The organism is Streptomyces sp. (genome assembly GCF_035645055.1).
Lineage (GTDB): Bacteria > Actinomycetota > Actinomycetes > Streptomycetales > Streptomycetaceae > Streptomyces.
On the sequence record NZ_DASQNH010000001.1, the window covers coordinates 180,421 to 204,756 of the forward strand.

The following is a 24,336-nucleotide window of genomic DNA, read 5'->3' on the forward strand; positions in this document are numbered from 1 at the left end:
CCATGCTGCCCGCCTCACCGACCCAGCGCACCCCCGTTTCCCTTGACCAAAGACATAGGGGCCCCCCGGCCACCCTGGCATCGGCAACCGAGGAGGAGGCCAGCGGCAAGGATCAGGTCATGCTCATCCCGAGCCGCTTCAGCGCCGGGTACTCGCTGCCCATCGAGACCCACCCGATGATTGAGCCAAGCTCTTTTGGTCACACCGGCCGAGGCGGGTCACTCGCCTTCGCCGATCCAGAGCACGGTGTTGCTTTCGCCTACACGATGAACCGCGTCATCGGAGGCGGCGGCGACGTGCGTGCGGCCTCGCTGGTCGAGGCTGTGCGCCGGGCCCTGACGTGACTGACTTGGTGGCCGAGCGTCTGGTGATCATTCGGAAAGCCATGACCGCTTCACGTATGAACGGCGACGAAACGCACGGGTTCGGCAAGTACTGCTGTAGCGACGGTCAGGTCCGCCAGTCGCGCCGACAGCGTCGCCTCCGCCAGGCGTAGCGGCAGCGCGTCCGCGAACTTCAGTCCTCGCACCGCCCGTTCGTCGACTGCGGGAAGGCAGAGCCGGTCGGGGGCCTCACTCAACGCTTCCTTCCACACCGGCGGGGTGAGATCTTCGCGTAGGCGGATCCAGTGATCGTTGATGCGCTGAGCCGGCACCGCGATGCCCTCCAGCGTGGCGGCCAGCGTCGCGTTCGCCCGGTGGCCTGCCCAGGTCCACCAGCGCAGTTGTCCCGATTCGTCGCGCGCGATCAACGTGCCGCCCGGGTGAACCTTCTCCAGGAAGACCTCACGTGCCTCCTTGAGCGTCGTGGTGGCGCGTTGGGTCTGGGCGATGGGCGGATCCGTGCCGAGCAGGACCTCGCGCACGGCGCGGGTGACCTCGAAGGAGGTTCCCTGGCCGAAACCGGTGCCGCTCCACTTGGCCTTTCCGCCGCCGTCGACCGGCTCGACGAAGCAGCGTTTGCGGCGCCAGTCGATGTAGGTGACCTGCCAGCTGCGGCCGGCGAGGAGGAGTCTGCGGGGGCCGGCGACGCGCTCGGTGAGCAGGGCGGGGTCGGTGCGGCCGATCTCGGTGCGGCCCTGGAGGACGGTGAACTGCGGGGGTGCGGTGAAGACGGCGGTGAGGTTCATGAAGTGGCGGTGGCCGAAGCGCCGTTCGGCTTCGGGGCCGATGAACAACATGCCGCCGTCCTGGTCCAGGTATCCCTCCTCGACCAGATGGCGGACGATCGGCTCGGCCGGTCCTCCGAACGGCCCCAGGCCGTTCCACCACTCCTGCCAGAGCCGGTCTCCGACGCGGTGTTCCTGGAGGCAGAGGGCGAGCAACTGCTGGGCGACGATGTGGCGGGGCTCGGGGGGCGCGGTGACCGGTTCGACCCAGCCTCGCGACCACTGGAGCAGCAGACCCGCGGCAGCCAGGAGTCCGCCCTGGTCGAGGGTGAGGAAGAGGCAGTTGCGGGTCGTCCCGGGGCGGCGCCCGGTGCGGCCCAGGCGCTGCAGGAAGGAAGCGACCGAGGTGGGCGCGTCGATCTGGATGACGCGGTCCAGGTCGCCGACGTCGATGCCCAGTTCCAGGGTGCTCGTGGCGACGATGACGCAGTCGCGCGCCTCCGCGAACGCTGTTTCCGCGCGTCTGCGTTCGTCGAGGGAGAGGGAGGCGTGCGAGAGGAACGTGGTCACGCCCTTGGCCCGCAGTTTGGCGCCCAGCTCCTCGACCAGGCGCCGCGACTCGCAGAAGACGAGCCGCTTCTCGCCACGGTGGAGGGCGCTGATGACGGTGGCCGCGTTGTCGAGCGAGCCGACGTAGTCGAGCTGGATGTCACCCGGTGGCGCGGAAGCCGGTGTCGGCTGTGCCTCGGACAGGTGGGGCGCGACGACGTGGCCGTGGCGCCGCCCTGCTCCCGATCCCTGGAGCCAGGTGAGCAGGGCTTCGGGGTTGCCGACCGTCGCGGAGAGGCCGACGCGCTGTACAGAGCGGCCTACGACTCGCTGGAGGCGCTCCAGTACGGCGAGCAGGTGCCAGCCGCGGTCGTCGCCGGCGAAGGCGTGGACCTCGTCGACGATCACGGCCCGCAACCCGGAGAAGAAGGACGCGTGGTCGACGTTGACGCTGACCAGCATGGCTTCCAGCGACTCGGGGGTGGTCAGCAGCACGTCGGGCCGGGCCGCGAGGATGCGGCGCCGGGCGCCGGCCGGTGTGTCGCCGTGCCACAGGGCAGCGGTCCGGCCGAGCCAGGCGGTGTAGGTCTCCACGCGCGGAAGCAGGTTGTTCAGCAGCGCCTTGAGGGGACATACGTACAGCACCGATGTGCCGGACCAGCCCTGGGCGTGCATCCGGGACAGCAGGGGGAAGCAGGCGGCTTCGGTCTTGCCGCCGGCCGTCGGGGCCAGCAGCAGGGCGTCGTCTCCCGCGGTGAGCGGGGCGACGGCGGCCTTCTGGAGCGGGCGCAGGTCCTTCCAGCCCAGGGTGTTGACGATGTGGTGGACCAGCGCCGGTTCCAGGCCGTCGGCGGCGGTCACGGCAGGTCCAGCTCGATGTCGTCCGCCCTGTCGGCGGCGGCGTTGCGTTCGGTGTCCGTCAGCTCGCCGTCCGAGACGGTGAGCTGGTAGTGCCTGCGCGGGTCGAAGTCCTCGAACTCGTCGACACGGTCGAGGACGTCGGCGACGAGCTTGCGCAGAAAGACGCGGGGGGCGATCCCGACGTTGCCGCCCAGACCTCCGGTGACGGCGGTGGCGAGTTCGCCCACGTAGGCGTCGTCGACCCGCGCGGTGACCCGCTCGGGGTGGCGGGCCGCTCCCCGGTAGAGGTCCCGCACCTTCCGGCCGAGTTCGCCCAGGCGCGGGAGGTCGAAGCCGGGCAGGCGGAGCTGGACGGCGCGGGGCGAGTCGAAGCGGGCGTCTGTGGTGAAATCAGTCGCGAGCCGCTGGGCCAGGGGCGGGAGCCGCTGGACGCCCTGCTGGCCGTCGTAGAACGCGGGCGTCCCGGTGATGACGAGGAAGAGACCGGGGAAGCGTCCGGCGTCGATCTCGTCGAGGAGCTGGCGCAGTGCGTTGAGGCCTTTCTCCCGGACATCGCCGCGGACGCGTTGCAGGGTCTCCGTCTCGTCGAGGACGAGGAGCAGCCCCGGGTGGCCACAGTCGCGCAGCACGGTCAGCAGTCCCTGGAGGAAGCCGAGCGCGGCGAAGTGGTCCAGGTCTCCGCGCACTCCCGCGGCCCGGCGGGCGGACGCGGCCACGGACTTCTGGCCGCCGAGCCAGGCGATCAGGGCTTCCGCTGTCGCGCCGTCCCCGGCGGTGACGGCCCGCCGGTAGCCGCGCAGGGCGGCGGCGAACGCGGGTGTGGTGCGGGCGACGTCGGCGAGCCGGCGTTCCATCAGCGCGTCCACCGCCGCGGCGAGGGCTTCCTCGTCGTCCTCGTCGATCTCCGAGCCGTCGAGGACCTCCTCCTCCAGGGTGTAGAACCACGAGTCGACGACCGCGCGCAGCGCGCTGGGCTGGTGGGTGGCGGTGGCCAGGCGCTCGGTGAGCCGGCGGTAGACGGTCTCCAGCCGGTGCAACGGTGTCTCGGTCTCGGAGATCTGCACCTCGGCGGTGGCGAGTCCCGCGCGTTTGGCGCGTTCGGCCAGCCAGCGGGCGAAAAAGGTCTTGCCGGAGCCGTAGTCGCCGCGGACGGCGTGGAAGGCGGCACCGCCGCGGGTGACGGTGGCCAGGTCGTCGTCCAGGGCGGCTTCGAACCGGTCCAGTCCGACCGCGAACAGGTCGAGGCCGGACTGCGGGACCGTGCCGCGCCGCAGGGCGTCGATGACCTCGCGGCGCCGGACGGCGCTCACGGAGGCGGGGTCGGTCACGCCTTCTCCTCCCCCTGACTCGCTGCCTCGTCCGTTTCGCCTTCCTTCGGCTTGGGCAGGAACTGCCCGCGCAGGAGCGGCACGTCGAGCTTGACCGCGTGCCCGCCGTCGATGAACCCGAGGACGGGATACCCCTCGACGTTCAGCAGCCGCTGCACCGTGGCGACGAAGCCCTCGATGTTGCGGCGGACCCGCCCGGTGGCGGAGATCGCCGTGGCCAGAGCGGCCGGCGACATCGTCCCGCCCGCTGTGACGAGTGCGTCGATGACCGCGGCCACCACCTTGGCCTCGGGCGCTTTGCGGACGTACTCCTTCTGGGCCGCGTACACCTCGCTGCTCACCACCATGGTCCCCAGCGACTCTGCCGCCGGCGGCGCGGCTTCCGTCCGGGCGGACGGCCGCGCCTCGGCGGCCGGCGCGCTCTCGGAGGGCGCCGTGGGCCGCGCGGGCGTGGGGTGCTCAGGCGTCGTGAGGCGAGCGGCCGTCACGGCGGCGGACTCCGGTCCGTCACCGGTGGCCCGCGTCCGCCACCAGCCCGGCGTGGACAGCTCGCGCGGCAGCGGCACCCAGTCCTTCGGGGCTTCCTCCCCGGCCGGCAGCAGAACGAGCACCGGGACGGTGACTTCGGCCAGGGATGCTCCGCCGTGGTACCCGGCGCGCCGCCCGGTGTAGCGGATGTCCTCGCGCCACGGCAGGATCACCGCTCCCCCGCCCTCTCGGACCCGCGGGCCGTGGACGGCGATCTCCCCATCCTCCACCACCTCACCGGTACGCCAACGGGCGGACTCCGCGCCGTCGGCGGCCGTCGGGGCGTCGGCGCGGCTGCCGCGCTCCAGGACGTGTCCGTGGTCGGCGACGAGGACGACCGGGCGGCCGTAGCTGCGGGCGGCGGCGAGCAGTTCGCGCAGATGCGTGACGTCGGCCAGGGACCAGGTGGTGCCGCGGCCGTGCCGGCCGTTGTCCAGTGCCTCGTCGATGGTGTTGAGAACCACGCCCACCACGGCGTCGGAGGCGAGGGCGGTCATGAGTTCGTGGGAGAGCGCGTGGCCCGCTTCGCCGCCGATGGCCGCCTTGTGGAAGAGGGCCGCCGCCTTGCGCCGCCGTTTCCAGAAGGCGGTGAAGCCGCTCGTCTCGGTCGACTGGCCGCCACCCGCCGCTTCACCCGTCAGCAGCGAGGCACGGCTGACGCGGGTGATGGAGGGCAGCATCGAGACAGCGGCGAGCCGTGCCGGGGCCTCTCCCGCCTCTGGACGTGGCACGATCTCGCGCCAGCCGTCGCGTTCCGCCTCCTCGCCGAGCTGGGCGGCGACCGCGCTGCTCATGCCGTCGAGGACGAGGAGGAGCGGAGCGGCCTGGCCGGCCAGCGGGCGTACGACGGTGTCCAGCACGTTCTCGACGACGAGGCAGCCGTCGGGGTGCCGGGCGGTGGCGTGCGCGGCCCAGGCGGCGAGCCTTCGGGCGAACTCCTGGTCGAGGCGCTGCCTGCGCTCCCGTGCCTGTTCGTAGAGGGCGCGCAGGTCCCGGCCGGTCTCCAGGTCGCCGTCGGGGTCGCCCGCCCACAGCACGGTGAGCGCCCGGTCCACCCAGCCCCAGTCGGAGACGTGCGCCCGTACGGCGGCGGCCACGCTGGTGACGGCGGGCTCGGGGCCGCTGAGCCAGCGCGCCACCCGTACGGCCGTCTCGGCGGCCTGGACGTGGTCCGGGCGGAGGCCGGCCAGGGCGTGGCCGAGCAGGTCGGCCAGCGCGGCCTCGCCGACGGCCGGTGAACGGCGGGCCTCCGCGACGGTCCGGCGCAGTTGCGCGGTGAAGCTGGACGGGAGGAAGCGGCTCGCGGTGAGTCCCGGAATGAGACCTGCCTTGTCGGCCAGCTCGTCGGCCCGGTCCAGTACGGCGTCGACGCGTCGGCGGGCGTCCTGGCTGGTCCGGGCGTCGGCGATCCAGCGGGTGAGGGTTCCCTCCACGGCGTCGGTGAACACGGCGAGTTCCGACCGCCGGGGCATGACCTGCCCGAACAGCCCGCCGAGGGCGAGCACGGTGTCGGGCTGGGCGGCGGGGTCCCGCAGTGCGGCGCCGAGCAGTCCGAGTGGCAGGGCGTCGTGGCCGAGTCCGGCCTCGGCGAGGGACAGCAGGACGGGGACGGCCGGTCCGGCGACCTCCGCGAGCCACTTCTTCAGTTCCGCGCGCTCGGTGGTGCCCAGTTCCGCGAACCGCCGGGGGCCGGCGGGTGTGCGCGACCAGGCGAGCAGAGTGTCGGCGTCGAGGGTGACCTGCCCGTCCTGCCCTGAGGAGCCGTGCACCGCGCGCAGGCCGAGCCGTTCGGCGGTCAGGGCGCGCAGGGCCGCGTCCCGGGTCAGCACTCCGCCGACGCGCGGCCAGCCGTCTTCCGCGGGCTCCGCTTCGACCAGGGCTTCCAGGAGCCACCGCTCGCGGTACATCCGCGGGTCCAGGGCGGTGGCGCCGAAACGCTGGAGGACGACTTCGGCGTTCTCGACGGTGAGGGTCTTGCGCCGTACGGCCCTGCCGCGCACGTCCCAGCCGAGCTGCTCGTCCTCGATCCCGGTCGTCAGCACCAGCACGTCGGAGGAGGCGGCGGTGCTCCTGTGCTCGTGGAGGGCGGCGACGACGCCGAGGACGGAGGCTTCGTCCCGTACCTGGACGCGCCGCGCCTCGCCGTCCAGGGTGACGGTGAACCGGGGCGGGGCGCCAGGCGCGTACCGGCCGTGGACGAGCACGAGGCTGCACTCACCCAGGTCCTTGGCGTTCGCCGCGAGCAGGGCCTCGACGGTACGGCGGCCCACCCGGGGCAGGGCCGGGGCCATCAGCCGGCGGTCCCTTCGCCCGGTTCCGTAACGGTCCCGGCGGAGCCGTCGGGACCGGACCCGTTGTCGAGGACCGGCTGCCAGGAGACCTGGATGCGGGTGCCGGGGTGGGCGGCGAGGTAGGCGCGGATCTCCGCGTCGATCTCGGCGACCGTGGTGGCCAGCGATACCTCCAGCTGGGTGGGCTCGATGAGGTGGACGGCGCGCCGGGGACCGGCCTGTGCCGGGACGACGGCCTGTGCGTCGCCCCCGCCGCGGGAGGCGTCGTCCGGCGTGGAGGGCTGGTCCGGGGTGGGTGTCGAGGGGACGGAGGGCTTGCCGTGGGTGGCCGGGCTGACGTCCTCGGCGGTCGGCTCCGGCGTGACCGGCGCGACGGGCGGAGTTGTCGGCTGGGCCGGCTGCGCGAGACGGGTGGCCTCGCGCATCAGGGCCATGACGGTGTCCGGGAGCCGGTCCAGGACGGGCACGAGCGAGACGGTCTGCTCGTGCTCGCGGGCGGTGCGGTGCACCTCGTCCAGGAAGCGGGTGGCCCGCTCGCCGAGGCTGTCCTGGCGTACGGCGAGGTCGCGGCGTACGTCCTCCAGCAGGGACCACTTGGTACCGCGCAGCGCGGCGGCGACCTCCGGGGCGTGCCGCAGGGCACCCGCGATCTCCTCGTCGGTCACGTCGTACGCGGCGGCGGCCAGCTCCCGCACGCACGCGGCCGGTTCGGTGGTGCGCAGCAGCCGGGCGACGAGGTCGGCGGCGGCCTTGGTGGACTTCAGGCGGGGTGCGTCGGCGCCGGTCAGCCCGAGGTGGGTGGCGTGCTCCGTCAGCAGGGTGCGCACCTCGCCGAGGGCCACGCGGTGTTCCTCCGCGACCGCGCGCACGCCTTCGGCGAGCCGGGCGACGTTGCGGGCGAACAGGACCCGCGAGACGGTCCTGCCGAAGATCGTCCCGGCGCGGCCGAGCGCGGTGTGGAACTCGTCCTCGGTGGGCAGTTCCACGGCCCTCAGCCCGTATCCGGGACCGATCCGCTCCAGCTCCGGGGCCTTGGGCAGCGGCGAGGTCTGGTAGACCCAGGTGCGGTCGTCGAGCAGGGCGTACGTGGCGATGATGAGGTTGCCGACGTGGCGGTCGAGGCCGGTGTAGCCGAGCTCCTCGATCCAGTCGCGGATGTCCTCCACGGACAGGTCCGGGCCGGCGTCGGAGGTCTCGGCGGCCTTCTTGTTGATGCGCAGGCGCCAGTCGGTGGTGACGTTCAGCGGCCCCTCGTGGACCTCGCCGAGCTGGAGGGCGTGCGCGATCCGGCGGACGACGGGCAGGTGCCGGCTGTCGACCACGACGCGCCGGGAGCCGTCCTCCATCGCCCTCGTGATCCATTCGAGGGTGGTCTTCAGCTCGCCGGTGGTGACGGCCTTGCGGGTGAGGCGCGGGTCGAAGTCGGGGTGCTTGGGGTGGCGGGCGCCGAGGAGCCCGTCGGCGAGCAGGAAGAGGTTCTCCTCGAAGCCGACCGCCGGTTCGGGCCGGGTGCGGGTGAAGCCGGGCTGGAGGGAGATCAGGTGGTGGCCCTCGGGGACCTCGGCGCCCGCGGTGCCCGGCTCGGCCTTGTTGATGCCGTACAGCTGCAGCAGGGCGTCGGTGAGCTGGGTCGTGAGACTGTCGCGGGACGCCTTGAGCTGGTTGCGGATCTGGATGCGTTCCTCGGCGGGGCGGGTCGCCGTGTGGTCGTCGAGCCGGTCGCGCTCCAGCAGATAGTTGATCTTCAGCAGGCGTCCGAGGTTGCGGGCCTTCTGCTCGGACAGGAAGTGTGGCAGCCAGACGATGGTCGGCGCCGTCTTCCCGGCGCGCTTCATCCGCTCCACCCGCTGCACGTCGTCCATGGGCGAGCGGCCGTGGTCGTCGAAGGGGTAGTCGAAGACGAAGCGGATGTTGCCCTTGGTCTGCGGCGCGAACTCGGCGTCGGGCAGGTGCGGGTCGCGGACGTTGCCGAAGACGAACTCGACGGTGCGCTTGGTGCCGCGCCAGACGACGGTCCGCTCGCAGACGAACGCCTGGGTGTCGGGGATGCCCAGGGCCGCCCACAGCTGGTCCTTGATCCACTGGCGGCGGTAGCCGTCCTGGTCGGCGACGCCCTGCACCTCCTCCAGCAGCGGTTCGACGTCCAGGTCGGACAGGTGCAGGTGGAAGACCGGGTCGGCGGGGTCGCCCTCGCTGCGCAGCTCGCCGTCGAAGCCCTCGGCCTGGAGCTCCTGGAGGCGCTGGACGGCTTTGGCCCCGGCGTCGCCCACCCGGGTCCTGATGGTGCCGTGGTTCAGCGCGGCGAGCCGGCCGCCCGTGAGCCGGGTCAGGGCGGGCACGTTGGGGGCGAGGGAGGCCAGCAGCAGCGTCTTGACGAGCCGGTCGTCGATCCGGAACCGCTGGTCGTCCTCGGAGCCGTACTTGGTCAGCAGGTGCTCGCGGACGCGGGCGTGGAAGCGGTGCGCGATCTCCGACTCCTTGCGGAGCTTCGCGGTGAACGCCTCACCGGTCCGCTCGGCGATGACGTCCCACAGGTCGCCGATCGGGATGAGCTGGCCGAGCCGCAGGTCGTCGCGGTGGCGCCGCAGCAGCTCCTGCACCAGTTTGAGACCGGTCCGCTCGCGCTGGAGCGCACCGGAGAGGTCGACCAGCACGTTGAGCAGGGCCGGGGACAGCGGATACAGGGTGCGGAAGTCGTCCCAGCTCGCCTCGGTGCGCCCCTGCGCGTCGAGCAGCACCTGCCGCACCTCGTCCCGCGACGACTCGACGATCTTGAACGCGTCGTCGCGTGCCTGCTCCATGCCCGGACGCGGGGCGAGCACCCGGTGCTTGATGATCTCGACGAGGTTGCTGTCCTCCAGCTCCACGACGTCCAGCCGGCCGGCGAGGTAGTCGACCTGCTGTTCCAGGTTCTGCACGTCGGCGCCCGCCACGTCGGAGCCGATCAGCTGGGACAGGTCGCGCTGGCGGGAGATGAAGGACACGATCGGCACGGGCCGGCCACTGTCGGCGGACTCGATCAGCTTGACCAGCCGCTGCACCTGGTCGCGGACGAAATCCTGGTCACCCATGTGCGCCTGGAGCCACAGGATCAGCTCGTCGAGGAAGAGGACGACGCCGTGGTAGCCCAGCGACTGGGCGTGGCGGGAGATGACCTTCAGGCCGTTCTCCAGCGGGATGAAGGACTGCGCGTCGCCGCGGGCAGCCTGCGTGTACGCGGCCATGGGCCCGGTCAGCAGCGCCGACACCAGCCGCTCCCGCTCCTCGCTGCCGGGCGGCGCGGCGAAAGCCCGGTCCAGCTCGGCGGTGCTCCAGCCGCCCGTGCCGGGCAGGTCGGCTCCTCCGTCGATGCCCGGCAGGTCGTCCTCGTCGTCCGCACCGCCCCCGCCGGGGGCGGTGGCCGCCGCCCCGGCACCGAGCCACTGCCGGAACTTGTCGTCGTCGCCGAGGAACTTGCGCTGCCGGTCCGCGTCGGCGAGCAGCGCGTCCGACCGGTAGACGGCGGGGGTCGCCGCCTCCGGGTGCAGCTCCCGCACCGTGTGGACGTAACCACCGAGCAGCGCCGAGTCGAGATCGGTCGATCCGACCAGGTGGTACGGGATCATCAGGAACCGGCTGCCGCCCAGCCAGTCCCGGTGCTCGGCGACGACCTCCGTCAGTCCCCGCTTGTTCAGAGCCCCCTCGTGGCCGTTGAGCACGGCGTGCAGCACGGTGAGGAAGTGGCTCTTACCGGCACCGAACGAGCCGTGCAGGTACGCGGCGTGCGAGTCGCCCGTGCGGACGGCCTTCGCGACGATGCCGAGCGCCTTGCGGAACGCCTTCTGCAGCTGCTCGGTGACAACGTACTCCGCCACCCGCTCGTCGGCCTCGTGGAAACCCTGGGAGAGGTCGACCTTGAAATCGCCCGCGTGGACGTCCTCCTTGATGTCGATGACATCCCGGAGGAACAGCTCTGTGGTCGACATCAGGCGATCATTCCCTCACTGTGCTGGCGGCCGGCCCGGACAGCGCCCCCCTCAGGCGTTGGCGCGACGTCCATCTTGCCAGGTGGGTCCGACAGTGGGAGGGGAGATCGTCACACCTTCAGGGTGGGGGATCACGGTGGGTGATCGTCTGGGGGTGGGTGGCCGGGTGCGCTCACGCGGGGTGTCCGGCGGGGGCCCTTCCCGGGAGGTCCACCTCCGCCCACACCGTCTTTCCCGGCCCGGTGCGCTCCGTCACACCCCAGCGAGAAGCCAGGGCGCCGACCAGGAGCAGGCCCCGGCCCCCGTCGGCGTCGGCGGACGGGGCCAGGCACACGGGCAGGGCGGGATGCGTGTCGGACACCTCGACGCGTACGAGCGCGGCGGCCGGCCTGTGGACCAGCCGCAGCGCGAAGTCGCGCCCCGCTACGCGTCCGTGCACCACGGCGTTGGCGCTCAGCTCCGCGACGATCAGTACGACGGCGTCCGACGCCGACGTGCCGTGGGGTACGCCCCACACGTCCAGTTGGTGCGCGGCGAGCCTGCGGGCGAGCCGCGCCCCGCGGCGGGTCGCGGAGAAACGCTGGGCGAACGTACGTACGGTGACGGTGACTTGGGTCTGCGGCGTCGGCATGCGGACCAAGGTCCCGCCGTCACGGCCCCGCCAACAGGGCCGACGCTGATACAGATTCGCCTGTACTGGTTCACTCGGTGGACTGGGTCAATCACGTTGCGTATCCATAGGGGCGGGTTCGGTGTGTGACGGTGCACGGGGAGGCGGCTGCATGGCTACGGACAACGGCGGCGGGGTCGGCAGCGGGGGCGGGGGTGTCGGTGGTGCCGGTGGCTCGAACGGAGAGCACGATCTGTCCGACAGCCTCAAGACTTTCGGCGCGGTGTTGAAGGCGCTGCGGGAGGAGGCCCGGCTCACCCAGGAGGATTTCGCCCAGCGGGTGCAGTACTCCGCGGCCTACGTCGCCAAGATCGAGCAGGGTAAGAGGTTCCCGCCGAGCGATCTGCCGTCACGAGCGGAACCGGCGCTCGGGGCGGCTGCGGCCAAGGTGCTGGCCGCTGCGGCGCGGAGCCTTACGCGGCGGGCGGGGCTGGCGTCGTGGTTCCGGCAGTGGGCGGGGATCGAGGAGGAGGCGGTGTCGTTGTATGCGTACGAAGCATGCGCGATCCCCGGTTTGTTGCAGCCGGAGCCGTACATCCGGGCCATCTTCGACCGCAGGTTGCCGCCTCTGTGCGAGGAGCAATTCGAGCGGCAGGTTGCCGCCCGCTTGGAACGACAGCGCCTGCTGGCCGAACGCCCCAACACCGAGTTCTCCTTCGTCATCGAAGAGGCGCTGCTGCGACGCCGGTTGGGAGGTAGTGAGGTCACTCGCGCGCTCATCGACAACCTGCTGGAGCAGGGCCGTCGCCGTAACGTTGAGATCTTGGTCATGCCGCTGCGCCAGGAAGACCACTCAGGGTTCGAGGGGCCGCAGTACCTTGCGGAATCTCAGGACAACAAGTGGGTGGGATACGTCGAAGCGCACGACACCAGCGCTCTCGTCACCGACCCGAAACTCGTGAGTGCGATGCTCCGCCGCTATGGAAAGATGCGCTCGCAGGCACTCAGCCGGACGGACACCGCGAGCCTGTTGGAGCAGATGCGAGGAGCGCTATGAGCAGCACCGAACTTGTCTGGTTCAAGAGCAGCTACAGCGGCGGTGGCGGTGGCAACTGCGTCGAGGTGGCCCTGGCCCCGCAGGCTGTGCACGTTCGCGACTCCAAGGACACTCGGATTCAGCCCCTGCGCATGTCCCCCACGGCCTGGTCGGCGTTCACCGCGCACGCGTCCGGCACCGCCCGCTGAGTCGTCGGTCGGCAGCTCGGGGAGAGCACTCTGGCTCTCCCCTTTGCCCGCTCTACGCGTCGTCCAGCTCCGGCTGTTCGGTCGTCTCCCGACGCGGTACGGCCTTCCGCCCGCGTGTCTTCCGTACCGGACGCCAGTCCTTCATCTGCGCCTCGCTCACGCCGTGTGTGCGCAGCAGTTTCCGGTACTCCGCCTCCAGGTCCTCTGCCGGTGAGCTCTCCCACTCGTCGTCGTACGCGCTGTGCCACTGGTGCACCCACGGCATGACCTCACGCAGTCCGGCGAGCAGGGGGACGAGCCGGTCGGCACCCCACGCGTCATTCCTGACACGCGTGTCGATCAGATCCGTGAGGGCCAGGGCCTGGTCCTTGTGGTCCCAGCCGGCCCAGCCGAGCATCAGTGTGGAGTCGCTGTCCGGGCCCGCGTCCGGGTAGGAGATGAACCGTTCCTTGGGGACGTCGAGCTTGCCGCGGTGGGTCCAGTAGGACTGCTTGAGGAAGTCGGAGGACTTGTACTTGGTCGGCGGGTCGATGTCGAGCCGTGTGCCGGTACGGTCCTCCTCGCGCTGCTTCTCCCAGACCTTCTCCCACTCGCGGCGAATGCGCAGGCCGGAGTCCTTGTAGCGCATCGCGGCGAGGTACGGCACGTGCTCGTCGGCGATGATCTCGTTGAGGATCTGCGCGAGGGGGAGGTCCGGCTTCTTCAGGTGGTCTGCGGCATAGAGCGCGGCCACTGAGGTGAAGTCGGGGTCGGAACCGAGCCGGTCGGCAAGGTTGTTGACGGTCAGCGTCCGGGGGCGGCGCAGCCCGTCACGCACCTCGAACCACAGGTCCTCGTCCTCGCAGCGGTCCAGCAGCCAGGTGCGGAGCGCGGCGCGTTCCTTCTTCTCCCACGGCTCGGTCGCCCAGCGGCGCTTGCACTCCGGGCGCTCGATGAGGGCGATGTCCTTGCGGCTGGTGATCAGGTCGATACGGGCCTGGACGATCTCCCGGTACCAGTCGGGCCAGTGGGCGGGGATCTCGGTGACGGGGGTCGAGCCGTGGCGCGTGAACCAGGCGGTTTCGACCTCCCCGGCCTCGGCTTTCCGCGCGAGGACGATTTCGAAGGCGCGCTCGCCGAGCTTGACCTCGGGGATGGTCTCTGGGTCGGGTGAGGGGGTCACGGTCCGGGCGACCTCGCGGTCGGTGAGCAGCCCGTAGAGACCGTAGACCTGCCAGTCCAGCTCCTCTTGCAGCGCGATCATGCGACGGCGGACCTCAGCGTGCGCGGCTTCGGCGTCATCCAGCGCTTGTCGCGTGGGCACGACAGTTGCGGCCACGGCCGAGGGCTCGAACTCGGCGAGCTTCTGTGCCTGGGCGTCGAGGATGCGGCCGAGGTGGCGCGGGAGCTTGGCTGGGAGGGGGAACTCTTGCAGCTTGGTACTGGTGAACTCGAAACGGTGCTCCCACAGCTCATCCGAGATACCGCCACCAATACCACCGTTCCCCTTGGACTGACTCACCTGCTTCAGCCAAAAACACGCGGTCGATGAATTGAGGAGTCCAAACAACTCCAGATATTCATCAACACAAGCCCCTTCGCGGAGCTTGATCACTGGAGCAGTACGGTTGAACACCTTGCCGCCCCGGTCCAGCACGAAGTGGTTGTGCGTAGCCACAAATGGAAAAGCGACAGAGAGCGGACTCCGGAAGCGACGCGGAAAGAACATGCTGTGGTCGAACCAACGCAGTCCTCTCTCCTCTGGCGTTTCACCGAAGTCCATGCGCTGCCGCAGTACGGTTCGGCTGGGCCAGAGGAACTGCTCCTCGCGTGGAGAAAGTTGGCGCAAATCTCCCTCCTTCGAGTAGGGGAAGAAGGTCTGCATCGGGGCCGAAAGGACATAATCGCGCAGCCCTTCACCTCGAACTACGGCGACACATCCGTGCGCTAGGCCACGGGTGTGCACAGCGGAGCGCGGCAGATAAAACGCATCATCCAGACCCGTATGCGTAGTCCGACCACCTTCAAGCAACACATCCGACAATTTGACGCGCGCCCGCTCGAAAATGGCGAACAGGTCTCCTGCCCCACCACCAGTCAAAGACCAGGGGTGTGCGGAGTATGCGACTGCCGCCGCATCCTCCACCGAAACCCACTCCGACTCGCTCCCCGGCTTGCCCACCTGCTCGACAATCGCCCGCCACACGGCCCCCTGGGACGCCTCTTCCGGCTGGGCAGGCTCCCCCCGCACACCCAGCACCGCCCGCACCGTCCGCTCCGGACTCGGAACCCGGTTACGCCCCACCAGAATCACCGTCGGCGTACCGTGCCCCGGAATGAAGGCACCCGACGTGTCGATCACGTGGGACAGCTCGACCCGGTTCCGGAAGACGACCTCGATGAGCTTCTTGCCGAACTCCCGCTTCATGAACGAATTCGCGGTGATCTGCCCTACGAACCCACCGCCGCCCAGCCGCCCGCCGGGCCCCTTCACCGCAAGCTCGAACATCCGCTGTGCGAACGGCACCGACAGCGCGTACGTGCCCGCGCACGCGTCGTACGCCGCCCGGTAGTTCTCGTTCTCCTGCTTGTCCTTCACCGTGATGTACGGCGGATTCCCCACCACCACGTGATACGAGCCCCGCCCCAGCAGGTCGACCTTCCTCGCGTACTCCCAGACATCCTCCGTGGCGTACGCGTACGTCTCCCCCTCTTCGCGCCCCACGACCGCCTCCGCGAGCAGCGTCTCCAAGTCGGTCTGGCTGCCCTGCGCTCCGCGCCCGTGCAGCAGCGAGTCGCCCACGGCCACGTTGATGGGGAACGGCGGCGCGTCCGCCAGCCTCCGCGTGCCCGCCGCGCGCATCGCGGCGACCAGGAGGCGGAAGCGGGCGATGCTCGCGGCGAAGGGGTTCTTGTCGCAGCCGTGGACGGACTCCAGCACCCGGCGCACCAGTGTCCAGTCGTCCGTGCCGGGTTCCGCCTGGCGCCACTTGTCCAGCAGGCGGTGGAAGATGCCGAGCAGGAAGTGGCCGGAGCCGCACGCCGGGTCGATGGTGCGCAGGCCGCGGCGTTCCCGGCCGTCGGGGCCGGTCCACACGGGGTCGAGACCGAAGCCCTGCCCGTCGTCGGCGACCGCCGGTTCCAGGGTCAGGTCGAGGATGAACTCCTCGACGAACTCGGGGGTCTGGAGCAGCGCGTACGTCTTGCGGGCGTGCTCGCTCAGGTCCTGGTAGAGGTCACCGAGGAAACGGGTGTCCCACTCAGGGTCGGTGAAGTCGTAGCGGATCTCGCCGTCCGCGCCCCAGCGGCGCCAGAACATCAGCAGTTCCGTCGCCGTCTCGTAGCCGGGGGTCAGCCCCCACAGCGGGTTGTGCCGCTCGTCGAAGAGGCCGGCGGCCGTCTCGTTGGTGCTCGCCAGGTGGCGGAACGCCTCGATGATCCAGTCGCGGTTGTTGTGGTGCGGGTAAGTGCGGAAGTGGGCTTCGTGCCGGGCCTCCGCCTCGGCGAGGCGTTCGCCGGGGCCGGCGAGGTACGGCTCGTCGATCAGGCCGTTGTCCTCGCAGAAGCGGACGAAGACACAGCCCAGTACCCACGCCACGGCGGCCTGCGTGACGCGCTCGTCGCGCCAGGCCGGGTAGGACAGGGCGGTACGCCGGGCCTCCTTGGCCTCGCGCCACTCGCGGTCCAGGCGGGTGCGGAACTCCTCCTCGGACTCGCTGCGGACCCGCAGGTCGTCCTCCAGTGCGACGACCAGCTTCTTCAGGTCCTTGAGCAGGGCCGCCTTGTCCGTGCCCGTAGTCGTCACCGTCACTCTTCGCTTCCTTCTCCCTGCACCGCGTCAGCGCCCCACCGCGTCATCCGCGGACCGGACCTCCCATCCTGCCGCACCAGCGCCTCCGTACGACGGCCCAGGGTCCGTCGCGATCTGGGAAAAGCCCCCGCAGCCCTCTTGATCGACTCGTTAAAGTGATCGTCGTGACGGCCTCGACACCCTCCGCGACACCGCCGCCGCCCGCATTCGCGACGGCGAGCAGGAACCACTATCGCGCGGCCACGCTGGCCGCCGCCAAGGACCTGCGGATATCCGCCGATCATCTGGCCGGGCTGGCGGCGGAATGCGGCATCAAGGCCATCCTGGCCGACTTCCTGGGTTCCCGGCTCAACACGCGAAACCGGCTGGAGAACGCCGAAGTGGCCACCGTGAAGGGCGCCCCGGGCAACCGGACGAGGAAACCGCAGGAACACGGGCACCTCCCCGAGCTGTGGGAACACCTCACCGCCGTCGCCCACCGCCGCCGGGGAGGCGGATCGGGCGCACTGTTCACGCAGCTCATCTGGAAGAACCCGTTCGCCGGCTGGGACGTCGGGGACCGGTACTGCGACGGCACCACGATTTCCGACGCCGCTCTCGACCGTCATCTGAAAGCCGCGTACGACCTCATCGCCGCGCATGAGCAGGCGAGCATTCTGGGGACGAGGACCCACGCATGAGCCGTTCCCCCGTGCGGTTCGACACCGCCTGGCAGGCCGCCCTCGACCACGCCCAGCAGGCTGCGGCGCAGTTCGGCATGGACGTCGTCGTCACCCGGGACGTGCTCGGCCGGGCCTGCCTCCTCATCGACGACCGGCAAAGCCCCCTCGCGCCCGATGACCCCGCCGTGGTGGTTCTCCGGGACGCGTTCACCGCCGCCACGCGCCCTTTCACCGGGCTGGAACCTCTCCTCTTCGGCGACAAGCTCTTCGCGCCCGAGCTGTACTTCGACGCCGACGACCGCGTGGAGGTCACTCCCCGGCAGGCCACCGGAACCGGGCCCGGCAGTGTGCACGTCCTGGAGCGGACCGTCATCGGCACCGACTGGGCACGGAGCACCCCCGCGCCGTCCGCCGGAGCCTCCCGGCGCCGGGACCGGCGGGTGGCGCTGTACGGCTTCAAGGGCGGGGTGGGGCGCACCACCGCCACCGCCGTCCTCGCCCGGTACCTGGCCGGAACGGGCCGCTGCGTGCTCGTGGTGGACCTCGACCTGGAGTCACCGGGCGTCTCAAACCTGCTGGAGGATGCCGCCGGCATCCCCCGCCACGGCATCGTCGACCACCTGATCGAGGGCGGTGTCGGCAACGCCGACGGGCTGGAGCTGGTGGCGCGCAGTTCCGCATTACCCTTCAAGGGCAACGGAGAGGTGTGGCTGGCGCCCGCGGGCGGCTCGCCGCTGGAGGGGGAGCCGTACGACTACCTCGCCAAGCTGAACCGCATCTACAGCGACCTCGCCGGGCTCAACCCCGGTGACGGGGACCGGCCGTTCGCCGCGCGGCTGGAGGAGGCGATCGCTGCCTGCGAGGACCAGGTGACCGAGCTGTCCCGGCGGCCGGACGTCGTCCTGCTGGACAGCAGGGCCGGCATGCACGACATCGCGGCGGTCACCCTGACCCATCTCAGCGGGCTCGCCCTGCTGTTCGCGGTGGACAACCCCTCCACCTGGGAGGGCTACAGCATGCTGTTCACGCAGTGGCAACGGCGTCCGGCCCTGGCCCGGGAGCTGCGGGAGCGGCTGCGGATCGTGGCGGCCATGTTCCATTCCGCCGGGGACGCGAAGCGGCTGCCCGCCCTGCGCGACCGCGCCCAGGAGCTGTTCGCCTCGACGCTGTACGACCAGCTCGACACGGACGAGGACGGCCCGGACGACGAGGGCGACGAGCTGTACCACCCTCCCCTGGAGGACGACGACGCCCCGCACGCCCCCATCCCCATCCTCTTCGGCAACGACCTGGTGGGGCTGGACCCGCTGCGCAGCCGGGACTGGCCCGAGCTGCCATTCGTCGAGGCCGCGTATCGGACGTTTACTACTACGGTGGAGCGTCTGCTGCCGAAACTGAACCCCGCCCCGGAGTCCTCATGACCGCCGCCCCGACCACCGACGAGTACCGCACCCTGATCGCCAGGGCCCTCGGTGCCGCACTCGACGCGGACACGGACGGCCCGGACCTGCGGCGGCTATTCACCCCGTCCAGCCACCGCCTCGCGCTCGACCCGGACGTGACCGTGGTCCGGGGCGCGCGCGGCACAGGCAAGACGTACTGGGCGAAGGCGCTGACCGATCCCGAGCTGAGGGAGGTGGCCGCGCGGTCATACATGATGCCGCGGCTCCGGCGGGTCCGGGTCACCACCGGGTTCAGGACAGGCGGCAACAGTGAGACCCCTTATCCGGGTAAGCGTAAAATCGCCAGGCTGTTGCGGGACGTGGTTGGTCCCGACGGCTATGACATCTTCTGGCACGCAATCGTGATGATGGCGCTCGACGTACCGGAGATCGCGAGCATTCCTGACTGGCCCGACCGTATCCGCTGGGCCGCGGCGAACGAAGACGCGTATGACGACGCGCTAGGCAAAGCCGACCGGGAAGCCCGAGACAGCGGCGAGACGCGCGTGCTGCTCTTCGACGCCTTGGACCATCTTCACGCGGACCGCACGACCGCCGACCGGCTGGTGTCGGCACTGTTCCAGGTGGCACTGGAGTTGCGGCTGACCACGGGGGCGCTGCGCGCCAAGATCTTCGTACGCCCGGACATGTACGACAGCGCGCCCAAGACGTTCCCGGACGCCTCGAAACTGGGGGCGAACGCGGCCGACCTGACATGGAGCCGAGAGAACCTCTACGGGCTCCTTTTCCACCGGCTGGGCAACCATCCGAGTACCGAGGCGGAAAAGTTTCGGGCGCAGTACGGCAAGTGGGAGGTGCAAGGTGAGGGGCGATTCATCGCGCCGGTCGACCTGATCGCCGACGAGAAGTGCCAGGAGCAGGCTTTCATCTCCCTGGCTGGGCCGTACATGGGAACCGACCGCCGCAAGGGTCACACCTTCACCTGGGTGCCGAATCATCTCCAGGACGGCAAGGGACGCGTGAGCCCGAGGACCTGGCTGCTCGCGCTGCGCACGGCTGCGGACCTGACGGCGGCGCGGTACGCCATGCAGCCGTACCCGCTGCACTACGAGGCGCTCCGAGAGAGCCTGCACGAGGCGTCGCGGGTCCGGGTGAACGAGTTGAAGGAGGACATCGGCTGGGCCGCCGCAGCGATCGGACAGCTTGAGGGCGAACAGGTACCCATGGAGCCGTCACACGTCCGCTTCCTGTGGGAGCAGGGAGGTCTTACTGGAATCCTTCGGGACATGGCCGCCGCCGACGAAGGCGCCGAGGGGCCTGAGGGAGGACGTGAAGGGGGCAGCGGCCCCCGTGACGCCGACGATCTCTTCGCGCTCATAGAGGAACTTGTGGATCTCGGCGTCCTGACCAAACGCACCAGCGGCGCCCTCGACCTCCCCGACGTGTACCGGCTGGCGTTCAACATCGGCCGCAAGGGCGGTGTGCCCCGCAAGTCCTGAGCCGTCAGCCGGTGCCGGCCGGCACCCGCTCAGCCCGTGCCGGCCGGCACCCGCAGCGAATCCAGGAACTCCTTGTCCAGGTGCGCCCGTTCCCCGTCGCCGCCGATCACCTCCACCGTCCGGCCGTCCAGTTTCGGCTCCTGCGCGCGCGTCTCGACCGTGCACAGCAGCCACAGGCCGTGCGGCGCGTCGGCGGGGCGGCGGGCCGCGTTCTGGAGCCGGACCAGGAAGGCGTGGCCGCCCTCGTCCCAGTACCGGGCGACCAGGCCGGCGTCGTGGAGGAAGAGCACGGTGCGCGGCGTGTCGGCGCGGGCCAGTACCGCCTCCCCCACGCGCTGCCAGACCACCCGGACGAAGGACGCCAGCCCCGGCTTGATGTTGCCGGGTGTGGAGAGGCTGTCGGCGCGCAGCACCTTCTGCCAGTCCTGTCCCTTCTCGGCGGCCAGGGCGCGGAAGGCGGTGAGGAACACGGCCGACAGGTCGACGGCCTCGACCGGGAAGGCGGCTGCCACGGTCTCCGCCGCTCCCGCGAACGCGTTCGCCTTCACCGTGAGGGCGAGGAAACCGCCCCGCTCCGCCACGGCGGCAAGCCGCTCCCGCAGCGGGCCGTGCGGGTCGTCCCGGTCGGCCCGGGTGACGGGGGTGGGCGGCTGGTAGCTGGTGAGGGCGCCGGTGGAGCTCCAGGTGCCCGTCGACTCCGGCGCCCTGGGGAAGAACTTCTCCGCCTCGTCGTCGTACACGAGGTCGAAGCGCGCCCCTTCCAGGGCGTCCAGCATGTCCACATGGGTGGGTTCCCGGGAACCCGACACCAGGTCCAGGCCCGGGAAGCGGGCGCGCAGCCGCGCCACCAGCTCGGCGACGGTGATCCCCCGGTCCCGGCGGACGCCCGCGCCCGCCTGGGAGATGCGCAGCGCCCGCTCCAGGCTCAGGTCACGCGGGTACAGCTCCAGCCGGGGCGTGGCCGCGACGCCGGGGGCCGTCGCGGCGGCCAGGGACACCAGGCGGGTGTCGGCGAGCGGGGCCAGTCCGTCGGGTGCGGCCACGGAGCGCAGGACGCGCAGTACCTCGCCGCGGCCGGGCAGCGGGTCCTGCCGTGCCAGTCGTTCGGCGGCCTGGCCGAGGAGCGCCGCGTAGTCCGCCAGTTCCCGCGGGCTGGGGTCGTCCGCGCCCGGCAGGGACTCGGCGGCGAGCAGAACCGTGTCGCCGCGCCGGTGCACGGCGAACCGGGGCTCGTGCTGCCCGGCGGGATCCTCGTCCGGGCGTTCGGCGGTTTCCGCGTCGGCGGCGGCCCGGACGACGGCCAGAGCCCTGGCGAGCGTCCGCTCGGGGGTGTCCGCCCCCGCGCCGTGACGGGCCCGGAGTTCGGCCGCGGCCTCGTCGGCGGTCATCACCCGGCCCACGGACTGGATGATCTCGGTCAGCTCGGTGCGGACCGGGTCCAGCCAGTCCGCCTCCGCCCACTTCTTGATCTCGCCCCGGTGGTGCCGGGAGACGGAGGTCTGCTTGATGCCCAGGTGGTCGGCGACGCGGGCCTGCACGGGCCAGGCGCCGAGCGGGGAGAGACCGCCGTCGTCCGGGGGCAGGCCCAGGGTGAGGCGTACGACGTCGGCACGGTGGGAGCCCTTGCGGCCCGGCTCGGGGGCGAGGAGCGCGGCCATGTCGTCTATCGACAGGATGCGGGCTTCGCCGTGGCCGGGAGCGGACTGCTTCAGGGCGGCGTCGTCCGGCGACTGCCTGCGGGGTGCGTACGGCGCCGCCGGGCGCAGCGCGGTGGCCCACTGCCTGCGGCGCCGGTTGAGTTCCTTGCGGACGAGGTTTCCCGCGCCACGCGCCTTGGAGATGGCGTACGGCTGGATGTCCAGCAGCTGACCGACCGTCGTCGCGCCCAGTCCGCCGGCCACCGACACGGCACGCGGGGACAGGCCGGCGGCGTCCAGCGGCGTCGTCAGGTCGGCCGCCGCGGCGGCGCGGTCGCGGGCCTCGACCGGGTCGTCGGAGGGGCTGCCGACGGTGGAGGGGGTCGTGGCGGGCGCGGTCGCGTCGGCCGCCCGGAACACCTCACGCCACGCGTCCCACATCTGCCGCAGCGTGTCGAAGCGCTGCTCGGTATCCCGGTGCAGCGCACGCTGGAAGAAAGCGGTGAGTCCGTCGCGCAGCGCGGGCTCGAACAGCTCGGTGGCGACGTGGAGTTCGGCCGACTCGTTGGTCAGCGGGTCGAGCTGCCCCTCGCCCCACAGCGGACGCTCGCCGCTCGCCATCTCGTGGAGGGTGACGGCGGCGGCGTACCGCTCGGCGTGGTCGTCGTAGTGGGCGCGGCGCATCGAGCCGAGGAACGGGTCGAGGTAGCCGCGCGTGCCGGCCTTCACATCCCGGTCGGACGCGTCCGTCAGGGAGAAGTCGAACAGCTTGAGCTGGCGGGTGCGGTCCTTGCGGCGCTGGATGCCGAAGTTGTCCGGTTTGATGTCGCGGTGGCGCACGCCCTGGGCGGCGAGCTGGTCCAGGGCGCGGAACAGGTCGTCGGCGAAGCGCTCCAGGTCGTGGTAGCTGAGCCGCCCCTTGCCGCGCAGCCGCTCGCCGAGCGACTGCTCACCGGCGTACTCCAGCTCCAGAACGGTCCGCCCGCCGAGCTCCCGCAGTCCCTCGCCGCGCAACTGGACGACGGAGCCGCCGCCGACCTTGCGCAGCGCCCGTTCCTCGGCGCGCAGCCGCCCCGCCTTCTCCTCGTCGAGGGCGACCTTGAAGACGTGCTCGTCGATCTGGGTGCGGCCGTCCTCGTCCTCCGTGGCCCGCTCCACGAGCAGGGCGCGGGCGGTGGCGCCGGTGCCCAGGACGCGGCGTACCGTCCACTCGGCGTCGAGCGCCTGACCGGGCACCGCTTCGAGCGGGTCGACGCAGGCCGCCGCCGGAGAGTCCGGGAGGATGCTGGCGCGTTCCGCCTCGTCCAGCAGGTCCAGGAACGCCTCGGCCGAGCCGAGGCGCTCGTCGACGTCGGCGCGGGTCGCCCGGAAGACCAGGTCGTCGAGGGCGTCGGGAAGGCCGTCGGCCACCGCGAAAAGGCGCAGCCCGCCGTCGCTGCGAAGGCGTTCGGCCAGGTCGCTGCGCTGGGTGGCCGGCGGACGGCCGGTGAGGATCAGGTAGGCGAGCGCGCCGAGACCGAAAATGTCCAGGTCGGCGGGGTCCGCGTACGGCTGGTCCGATTCGGGGGCGAGGTAGACGCGGGCCGCGTCCTCGATCAGGGCGGCGTCGAGGGCGGAGCCGCCGATGGAACGGAAGAACGTGGCGTTGCTGTCGAAGTCCCGCGCCGCCGTCTGCCAGTCGGTGATCCGCAGCTCGGGGCTGGCGCCGTCGGCCCGGAACGACACGTAGACGGAGCGGGCCGCGAGCGCCCGGTGGTAGAGCGAGCGGTTGTGCGCGTAGCGGACCGCCTCGGCGAGCTGCCGGACCAGGTCCAGGCGGATCTCGGGCGTGAGCCTGCCGCCGTAGGTGTCCAGGTACTGGTCGAGGCGGAGATCGCCGTGGCGGTGGCGGAAGAGGATCGCCGGTCCGCCCTGGTGTTCGCGGTAGTCGAGCGCGTCGACGATGCCGCGGTGGGTGATGCCCTGCAACACCTGGTACTCGCGGCGCGCGGCGCGTTCGGTGGCTTTGCGGGCCGCCTCCGTCGCCATCTGGCTCACCAGATAGATGCGGACCCGGCCCTCCTCCTGCACGAGGCCGTCGTCCCGGGTGGCCAGGCGGTCCTCCCAGGATGGTCCGGCGTCGAGCGGGTGCGGCTCCATCTTCCAGGCGTCACCGAAGCGGAGGTGGGCCGTGGACTGGCGGATCCCGATCGCCTTGAGCAGCTGCGGCAGGGTGTGCCGCGAGAACTCCGGGGTGATGCGCCGGTCGGGACGGTCCGGGGGCAGACCGAGGAAGTCGTGCCAGATCCGCTTCAGGCCGCTGCCGCCGTCGTCACGGCCGTAGACCTTGATCTGCTGGATCTCGTCCAGGTGGCTTTCCAGGTCGGGCGACGACAGGAACACGGCGGGCTCGACCCGCGGGACCACCCGCTCCGAGAGACCCAGCTTGCGGGCCGCCCACTGCAGCTGGCTCTTCAGCTCCTTGGACTTCAGGTCGGTCAGATGCAGCGGGTTGTTGATCGTCCGCATGCGGTCGGGTCCCTGGAAGTTCCAGGTCGACCCGGTGTTGCGGAGCTGCCCTGGATGCCCCTTGATCTCGATGAGGAAGAGACCGGCGGGAACGGCGATCAGCAGATCGCACTCGTTGACGCGGCCGGACATCGCGGTGAAGGAAAACGTGGCCCAGGCGCGGAACGGCTCGGCCTGCGGCATGAGCCCCCGCACATGGTCCAGCGCGTCCTGCTCCCACGGGTACGGCGAGGGACGCTCCTGGAACCACTGCCGGGCGGGGCGCGGCGGGCCCGGCTTGGGTGCGCCGGGCCCCGGTGCCGACGCGCCTGACTGTGCTGTCACCGTCCGGCCTCCCCAGGCTTTCCTCACG

13 protein-coding genes are annotated in these 24,336 nt (G+C 71.2%); 6 read left to right on the top strand and 7 right to left on the bottom strand.

Going from position 1 to position 24,336, the window contains the following annotated elements:
• The first annotated feature begins 2 nt into the window (after nucleotides 1-2).
• A complete protein-coding gene (locus VE614_RS00825) occupies nucleotides 3-344 on the top strand; it encodes a serine hydrolase (protein WP_324930207.1) in 342 nt (113 codons plus the stop codon).
• Nucleotides 345-394: 50 nt separating this feature from the next.
• Here VE614_RS00825 and VE614_RS00830 read toward each other — a convergent pair whose 3' ends face one another.
• The 5 genes from VE614_RS00830 to VE614_RS00850 form a co-directional block, all read right to left on the bottom strand.
• Entirely contained in the window at nucleotides 395-2,518 is a 2,124-nt protein-coding gene (locus tag VE614_RS00830) for a DEAD/DEAH box helicase (protein ID WP_324930210.1), read from the bottom strand.
• Entirely contained in the window at nucleotides 2,515-3,846 is a 1,332-nt protein-coding gene (gene brxD / locus VE614_RS00835; protein ID WP_324930213.1) for a BREX system ATP-binding protein BrxD, read from the bottom strand. Before brxD ends, VE614_RS00830 begins: the two co-directional genes overlap by 4 nt.
• On the bottom strand, nucleotides 3,843-6,665 hold the full coding sequence (pglZ, locus tag VE614_RS00840) for a BREX-2 system phosphatase PglZ (RefSeq protein ID WP_324930216.1): 2,823 nt from the start codon (nucleotides 6,663-6,665) through the stop codon (nucleotides 3,843-3,845). Before pglZ ends, brxD begins: the two co-directional genes overlap by 4 nt.
• Complete coding sequence (locus tag VE614_RS00845; protein WP_324930219.1) at nucleotides 6,665-10,630, bottom strand: PglY protein; 3,966 nt, start codon at nucleotides 10,628-10,630, stop codon at nucleotides 6,665-6,667. Before VE614_RS00845 ends, pglZ begins: the two co-directional genes overlap by 1 nt.
• 172 nt (nucleotides 10,631-10,802) lie before the next feature.
• Nucleotides 10,803-11,261 carry an ATP-binding protein gene (locus tag VE614_RS00850; protein ID WP_324930222.1) on the bottom strand — a complete coding sequence of 153 codons (459 nt, stop codon included), beginning with the start codon at nucleotides 11,259-11,261 and terminating at the stop codon, nucleotides 10,803-10,805.
• Between the two features lie 151 nt (nucleotides 11,262-11,412).
• Here VE614_RS00850 and VE614_RS00855 point away from each other — a divergent pair, with 151 nt between their 5' ends.
• Nucleotides 11,413-12,297 (top strand): helix-turn-helix transcriptional regulator, encoded by an 885-nt coding sequence (locus tag VE614_RS00855; protein WP_324930223.1) that lies wholly within the window; start codon nucleotides 11,413-11,415, stop codon nucleotides 12,295-12,297.
• Nucleotides 12,294-12,485, top strand: coding sequence for a DUF397 domain-containing protein (locus VE614_RS00860; RefSeq protein ID WP_324930226.1), 192 nt, complete (start codon nucleotides 12,294-12,296; stop codon nucleotides 12,483-12,485). Before VE614_RS00855 ends, VE614_RS00860 begins: the two co-directional genes overlap by 4 nt.
• Nucleotides 12,486-12,537: 52 nt before the next feature.
• Here the strand turns inward: VE614_RS00860 and pglX are convergent, their stop codons facing one another.
• Nucleotides 12,538-16,275, bottom strand: coding sequence for a BREX-2 system adenine-specific DNA-methyltransferase PglX (pglX, locus tag VE614_RS00865; protein WP_324930229.1), 3,738 nt, complete (start codon nucleotides 16,273-16,275; stop codon nucleotides 12,538-12,540).
• A 164-nt stretch (nucleotides 16,276-16,439) separates the two neighbouring features.
• Between pglX and VE614_RS00870 the strand changes: the two genes are divergently transcribed.
• From VE614_RS00870 to VE614_RS00880, 3 genes are read left to right on the top strand one after another with little or no spacing between them, the layout of a single operon-like run.
• A complete protein-coding gene (locus tag VE614_RS00870) occupies nucleotides 16,440-16,955 on the top strand; it encodes a hypothetical protein (RefSeq protein WP_324930232.1) in 516 nt (171 codons plus the stop codon).
• Nucleotides 16,952-18,358 (top strand): ParA family protein, encoded by a 1,407-nt coding sequence (locus VE614_RS00875; protein WP_324930235.1) that lies wholly within the window; start codon nucleotides 16,952-16,954, stop codon nucleotides 18,356-18,358. The genes VE614_RS00870 and VE614_RS00875 overlap by 4 nt, the downstream gene beginning before the upstream one ends.
• Nucleotides 18,355-19,839 carry a hypothetical protein gene (locus VE614_RS00880; protein ID WP_324930237.1) on the top strand — a complete coding sequence of 495 codons (1,485 nt, stop codon included), beginning with the start codon at nucleotides 18,355-18,357 and terminating at the stop codon, nucleotides 19,837-19,839. Before VE614_RS00875 ends, VE614_RS00880 begins: the two co-directional genes overlap by 4 nt.
• Before the next feature lie 29 nt (nucleotides 19,840-19,868).
• On the opposite strand, the gene pglW is transcribed toward VE614_RS00880, so the two are convergent.
• Nucleotides 19,869-24,308, bottom strand: coding sequence for a BREX system serine/threonine kinase PglW (gene pglW, locus VE614_RS00885; protein ID WP_324930240.1), 4,440 nt, complete (start codon nucleotides 24,306-24,308; stop codon nucleotides 19,869-19,871).
• Between the last annotated feature and the right edge of the window lie 28 nt (nucleotides 24,309-24,336).